7 protein-coding genes are annotated in these 6,232 nt (G+C 69.0%); 2 read left to right on the forward strand and 5 right to left on the reverse strand.

The genetic code is table 11. The features are described 5' to 3' along the window. Nucleotides 1–13: 13 nt before the first annotated feature. The 5 genes from A612_RS02210 to A612_RS02230 all read right to left on the reverse strand — a co-directional run bounded on the left by A612_RS02210 (nucleotide 14) and on the right by A612_RS02230 (nucleotide 4,579). Nucleotides 14–301 carry a septum formation initiator family protein gene (locus A612_RS02210; RefSeq protein ID WP_019372977.1) on the reverse strand — a complete coding sequence of 96 codons (288 nt, stop codon included), beginning with the start codon at nucleotides 299–301 and terminating at the stop codon, nucleotides 14–16. Nucleotides 302–375: 74 nt separating this feature from the next. Then, entirely contained in the window at nucleotides 376–1,662 is a 1,287-nt protein-coding gene (eno, locus tag A612_RS02215; RefSeq protein ID WP_019372978.1) for a phosphopyruvate hydratase, read from the reverse strand. Nucleotides 1,663–1,723: 61 nt separating this feature from the next. Continuing rightward, nucleotides 1,724–2,014 carry a DUF1330 domain-containing protein gene (locus tag A612_RS02220; RefSeq protein ID WP_040435700.1) on the reverse strand — a complete coding sequence of 97 codons (291 nt, stop codon included), beginning with the start codon at nucleotides 2,012–2,014 and terminating at the stop codon, nucleotides 1,724–1,726. 7 nt (nucleotides 2,015–2,021) lie between these two features. Further along, complete coding sequence (gene kdsA / locus A612_RS02225) at nucleotides 2,022–2,879, reverse strand: 3-deoxy-8-phosphooctulonate synthase (protein WP_019372980.1); 858 nt, start codon at nucleotides 2,877–2,879, stop codon at nucleotides 2,022–2,024. A gap of 17 nt (nucleotides 2,880–2,896) precedes the next feature. Continuing rightward, the gene (locus tag A612_RS02230; RefSeq protein ID WP_019372981.1) at nucleotides 2,897–4,579 is read right to left on the reverse strand and encodes a CTP synthase; all 1,683 of its coding nucleotides are present in this window, start codon (nucleotides 4,577–4,579) and stop codon (nucleotides 2,897–2,899) included. A gap of 88 nt (nucleotides 4,580–4,667) precedes the next feature. Between A612_RS02230 and coaBC the strand changes: the two genes are divergently transcribed. Both coaBC and dut read left to right on the forward strand, forming a co-directional pair. Next, a complete protein-coding gene (coaBC, locus tag A612_RS02235; protein ID WP_019372982.1) occupies nucleotides 4,668–5,894 on the forward strand; it encodes a bifunctional phosphopantothenoylcysteine decarboxylase/phosphopantothenate--cysteine ligase CoaBC in 1,227 nt (408 codons plus the stop codon). Further along, a partial coding sequence (gene dut, locus A612_RS02240) for a dUTP diphosphatase (protein ID WP_019372983.1) occupies nucleotides 5,891–6,232 on the forward strand: 342 nt, incomplete at its 3' end. The genes coaBC and dut, both read left to right, overlap by 4 nt.

Below are 6,232 nucleotides of genomic sequence, written 5' to 3' on the forward strand. Positions count from 1 at the left end.
GCCGCCGGAGCCGTCAGCGCGGGGCGGCGGGCGTGACGTGCACGTAGATCTCGCCCTGGCGCACCATGCCGAGTTCGCTGCGCGCCTTTTCCTCGACCATGTCCAGGCCCTCGCGCAGGTCCTGCACCTCGGCAGCCAGGCGCTCGTTGGCCTGGCGCGCGCGCGCGTTGGCCGCCTGCTGCTCGGCGATCTGCCGGCGCATCTCGCGCACGTGCGGGATGCTGCCGCGCCCCTGCCACAGCTGTGCATGGATGCCCAGGAGCAGCAGCACCAGGACGAGCGCGACGGGGCGATGGCTCACGGCGTGGGGAAGGGGGCGCCGTCAGGGGCGGGAAGGCCGAACGGACGGCGCGCGGGCTGCAGGGCGACGAAGGCTCAGCGCAGGTTGTAGAACGCCGCGCGGCCCGGATACTCGGCCACGTCGCCCAGGTCTTCCTCGATGCGCAGCAGCTGGTTGTACTTGGCGATGCGGTCCGAGCGCGACAGCGAGCCGGTCTTGATCTGGCCGGCGTTCAGGCCCACGGCGATGTCGGCAATCGTCGCGTCCTCGGTCTCGCCCGAGCGGTGGCTGATCACGGCGGTGTAGCCGGCGCGCTTGGCCATCTCGATGGCGGCGAAGGTCTCGCTCAAGGTCCCGATCTGGTTGATCTTGATGAGGATCGAGTTGGCGATGCCCTTGTCGATGCCTTCCTTGAGGATGCGGGTGTTGGTCACGAACAGATCGTCGCCCACCAGCTGGACGTTCTTGCCCAGGCGCTCGGTCAGGATCTTCCAGCCCTCCCAGTCGCCCTCGTGCATGCCGTCCTCGATCGAGATGATCGGGTACTTGTCGCACCAGCTGGCGAGCATGTCGGTCCATTGCTGGGCCGTGAGTTCCAGGCCGCCCTCGCCGGCCAGCACGTACTTGCCGTCCTTGTAGAACTCGCTGGCCGCGCAATCGAGCGCCAGCGCGATCTGCCCACCGGCGGTGTAGCCGGCGGCGTCGATGGCCTCCAGGATCAGCCCGATGGCCGCCTCGTGGCTGTCCACGCTGGGCGCGAAGCCGCCCTCGTCGCCCACGGCGGTGCTCATGCCGCGGCCGTCGATGATCTTCTTGAGGGCGTGAAAGACCTCGGCGCCCCAGCGCAGCGCCTCGCGAAACGACGGCGCACCCACCGGCACGATCATGAATTCCTGCAGGTCCAGGCTGTTGTTGGCGTGCGCGCCGCCGTTGATGACGTTCATCATCGGCACCGGCAGCTGGCAGCCGCCCATGCCGCCGAAGTAGCGGTACAGCGGCAGGCCGGCTTCCTCGGCCGCAGCGCGCGCCACGGCCATGGAGACGGCCAGCATGGCGTTGGCGCCCAGGCGGCTCTTGTTGTCGGTGCCATCGAGGTCGATCAGTGTCCTGTCGAGGAAGGCCTGCTCGGAAGCGTCCAGGCCCAGCACGGCCTCGGAGATCTCGGTGTTGATGTGCTCCACGGCCTTGAGCACGCCCTTGCCGAGGTAGCGGCCCTTGTCGCCGTCGCGCAGCTCGATGGCCTCGCGCGAGCCGGTGGAGGCGCCGCTGGGCACGGCGGCGCGGCCCATCACGCCCGATTCCAGCAGCACGTCGCACTCGACGGTGGGGTTGCCGCGGCTGTCCAGCACTTCGCGGCCTACGATGTCAACGATGGCACTCATGGTGATCCTCTAGCAGGGAGTTTGGAAAAGCGGGTGGCCCGGGGCAGGCCCGGGCGCGGGTTCAGACGCCTTCCACGCACACCAGGCGCATGATGGCCGCGCCTTCGCGTGCCGCCCGGGCCTTGCGGTATTCGGGCGAGTCGTGAAAGGCCTTGGCGGCCTCGAAGCTGGGGAATTTCAGGATCACGGTGCGGCCCGGGTCCCAGTCGCCCTCCAGCACCTCGACCTTGCCGCCGCGCACGCAGATCTCGGCGCCATGCACGCGCATCGCCTCGCTGCTCCACTTGCGGTATTCCTCGTACTGCTCGGGGTTGGTGACGGTGACCGAGGCAATGATGTATCCGGCGGGCATGGCGTTGTCAGGCTCCAAAGTCGTTTTCCAGAAAGCCGGCCTTCTTGGTCACGGCGTCGAGTTGCACCAGCGTCTCCAGCAGCGCGCGCATGTGCTTCAGCGGCACGGCGTTGGGGCCGTCGGAGAGCGCGTTGCAGGGGTCGGGATGGGTCTCCATGAACAGGCCCGCCACTCCTACGGCGACGGCGGCGCGCGACAGCACCGGCACCATCTCGCGCATGCCGCCACTCGTCGTGCCCTGGCCGCCCGGCAGCTGCACGCTGTGGGTGGCGTCGAAGACGACCGGCGCGCCGGTGCCCCGCATGATGGCCAGGCTGCGCATGTCGCTCACCAGGTTGTTGTAGCCGAAGCTCGCGCCGCGCTCACAGGCCATGAAGCGGTCTTCGGACAAGCCCGCCTCGCGCGCGGCGGCGCGGGCCTTGTCGATGACGTTTTTCATGTCGTGGGGCGCAAGGAACTGGCCCTTCTTGATGTTCACCGGCTTGCCGCTCTGGGCCACGGCGCGGATGAAGTCCGTCTGGCGGCACAGGAAGGCCGGCGTCTGCAGCACGTCCACCACTGCGGCGACGTGGGGCACCTCGGCCTCGGTGTGCACGTCGGTCAGCACCGGCACGCCGATTTCCTTCCTCACCTTCGCCAGGATCTCCAGGCCTCTGTCCATCCCGGGGCCCCGGAAACTCGCGCCCGAGCTGCGGTTGGCCTTGTCGAAGCTGCTCTTGAAGATGAAGGGGATGCCGAGCGAGGAGGTGATGTCCCTGAGCTGGCCGGCGACGTCCAGCTGCAGTTGCTCGCTCTCGACCACGCAGGGGCCGGCGATCAGGAAAAAGGGGTGTTCGAGGCCGACGGGAAAACCGCACAGTTGCATGAAAAGCCCTCTCTGTCTCAGGCGGGTGCCGCGGCGCCGGCCACGGCGGCGGCCGCGCGCGCATGGTGCTGCACCGCCGCCTTCACGAAGTCGTTGAACAGCGGATGGCCATCCCACGGCGTGGATTTGAACTCGGGGTGGAACTGCACGCCCATGTACCAGGGATGCACGTCCTGCGGCAGCTCGATGATCTCGGTGAGCTGCTCGCGCTGGGTCAGCGCCGAGATCACCAGGCCGGCGTCGCGCAGGCGGTCGAGGTATTGCACGTTCGCTTCGTAGCGGTGGCGGTGGCGCTCGGTCACGGTGTCGCCGTAGATGCGGTGGGCGAGCGTGCCGGGCTGCACGTCCGAGGTCTGGGCGCCCAGGCGCATGGTGCCGCCCAGGTCCGAGTGCTCGTCGCGCGTCATCAGCCGGCCGTCCTCGTTGCGCCACTCGGTGATCAGCGCGATCACCGGGTGCGGGCACTGGCGGTCGAACTCGGTGGAGTTGGCGCCGGCGAGCTTCGCCACGTTGCGCGCGTATTCGATGGTCGCCACCTGCATCCCCAGACAGATGCCGAGGTAGGGGATCCCGTGCTCGCGGGCGTAGCGCGCGGTGCTGATCTTGCCTTCGACCCCGCGCGAGCCGAAGCCGCCGGGCACCAGGATGGCGTCGTAGTGTCCGAGCAGCTCGGCGGCGTTGTCGTCGGTGATGGCCTCCGAGTCCAGGTGCGCGATCTTCACGCGCACGTGGTTCTTCATGCCGGCGTGCTTGAGCGCCTCGTTGACCGACTTGTAGGCATCCGACAGCTCGGCGTACTTGCCCACCATGGCGATGCGGACCTCGCCGCGGGGGCTTTCGCACTCGCGCACCAGGTCGTCCCAGCGCTTCAGATTGGCCGGCGGCGTGTTCAGGCGCAGCTTGTCGCAGATCAGGCCATCGAGGCCCTGCTCGTGCAGCATGCGCGGCACCTTGTAGATGGTGTCCACGTCCCACATGCTGATCACGCCCCACTCGGGCACGTTGGTGAAGAGGGAGATTTTTTCCTTTTCCTCCTCGGGCACCGGCGTGAGCGCGCGGCACAGGAGCGCATCGGGCTGGATGCCGATCTCGCGCAGCTTCTGCACCGTGTGCTGGGTGGGCTTGGTCTTGAGCTCGCCGGCCGTCTCGATCCAGGGCAGGTAGGTCAGGTGCACGAAGGCCGAGTTGTTCGGGCCCAGTTTCAAAGACAGCTGGCGCACCGCCTCCAGGAAGGGCAGGGATTCGATGTCGCCCACCGTGCCGCCGACCTCGCAGATGGCGACGTCCACGGCCTCGGGCGTGCCGACGCCGGCGCCGCGCTTGATGAATTCCTGGATCTCGTTGGTGACGTGCGGGATGACCTGCACGGTCTTGCCCAGGTAGTCGCCGCGGCGCTCCTTCTCCAGCACCGACTGGTAGATGCGGCCGGTGGTGAAGTTGTTGGCCTGCTTCATGCGGGTCTCGATGAAGCGCTCGTAGTGGCCCAGGTCGAGGTCGGTCTCGGCGCCGTCGTCGGTCACGAAGACCTCGCCGTGCTGGAAGGGCGACATGGTGCCCGGATCCACGTTGATGTACGGGTCGAGCTTGATGAGGGTGACTTTGAGGCCGCGCGATTCGAGGATCGCGGCAAGGGATGCGGAGGCGATTCCCTTGCCCAGGGAAGACACCACACCGCCGGTGACGAAGACGAATTTGGTCATGTCGTTGATGGGGTGGGAAATTGTGATTATAGGTGCCGCCCCATCCAGGGGTCGGGCGTGGCGCGCAGCTCTGCCAGAATCCCTGCCCATGAGTGCACTTGCTGGCAAACACATCGTGCTGGGCCTCTCGGGGGGCGTGGCCTGTTACAAGGTGGCGGAACTGGCGCGGCTCCTGACCAGGGCGGGCGCGACGGCGCAGGTGGTGATGACCGAGGCCGCCGAGCGGTTCATCACGGCCGTGACCATGCAGGCCCTGACCGGCCGCCCGGTCTATGGCTCGCAGTGGGATGCGCGCGAGGCCAACAACATGGCCCACATCAACCTCTCGCGCGAGGCCGACGCCATGCTGATCGCGCCCTGCAGCGCCGATTTCATCGCCCGGCTGGCGCAGGGGCGGGCGGACGAGCTGCTGAGCCTGGTGTGCCTGGCGCGGCCGATCGAGCGCGTGCCGCTGCTGCTGGCGCCGGCGATGAACCGCGAGATGTGGGCGCACCCGGCGACCCAGCGCAACCTGCGGCAAGTGCAGGCCGACGGCGCGCACGTGCTGGGTGTGGGGCACGGCGACCAGGCCTGCGGCGAGACCGGCGACGGGCGCATGCTGGAAGCGGCCGAGATCCTGGAGGAGCTGGAGGCTTTTTTTGCGCCCAAGCAGCTGGTGGGCGAGCACGTGCTCGTCACCGCCGGCCCGACCTTCGAGGCCATCGATCCGGTGCGCGGCATCACCAACCTGTCGTCCGGCAAGATGGGCTTTGCCATCGCGCGCGCGGCGCGCGCGGCGGGCGCCGAGGTGGTGCTGGTGGCCGGCCCGGTGCACCAGCCGACGCCGCGCGGCGTGCGGCGCATCGACGTGGTCTCGGCGCAGGACATGCTCGCCGCCGTGCAGCAGGAGGCGGAGGCGGCCACGGTGTTCGTGGCCACGGCGGCGGTGGCCGACTGGCGGCCGGCCCGCAGCGCCACGCAGAAGATCAAGAAGGACGGCTCGGGCGAGGTTCCCAGCCTGGGTTTCGTCGAGAACCCGGACATCCTCGCCAGCGTGGCGCGCAGCGCGCGTGCGCGCGACGGCCAGCTGTATTGCGTGGGCTTCGCTGCCGAGAGCGAGGACCTGCTCGCGCACGCGCGCGCCAAGCGCGAGCGCAAGGGCGTGCCGCTGCTGGTGGGCAACATCGGACCGGCCACCTTCGGGCGCGACGACAACGCCTTGCTGCTGGTCGACGCCGACGGGCACCGCGAGCTGCCGCGGGCCTCCAAGCAGGCGCTGGCGCAGCAGCTGGTCGCCGAGATCGCCACGCGCCTGCGGCACACTCGCAGCGCATGAACATCGACCTGAAGATCCTCGACCCGCGCATGGCCGGGCTGTTGCCGGCCTATGCCACGCCCGGCAGCGCCGGGCTGGACCTGCGCGCCTGTCTGGACGGGCCCCTGCGCCTGGAGCCGAACGCCTGCGAGCTGGTCCCGACCGGCATCGCCATCCACCTGAAGGATCCGGGCCACGCAGCGCTGATCCTGCCGCGCTCGGGGCTCGGACACCGGCATGGCCTGGTGCTGGGCAATCTGGTCGGGCTGATCGACAGCGACTACCAGGGCCAGCTCATGGTCAGCGCCTGGAACCGCGGCACGGGCGCCTACACGCTGCAGCCGCTGGAGCGGCTGGGG

This window comes from Melaminivora alkalimesophila, from assembly GCF_000282995.1.
Taxonomy (GTDB): domain Bacteria; phylum Pseudomonadota; class Gammaproteobacteria; order Burkholderiales; family Burkholderiaceae_C; genus Melaminivora; species Melaminivora alkalimesophila.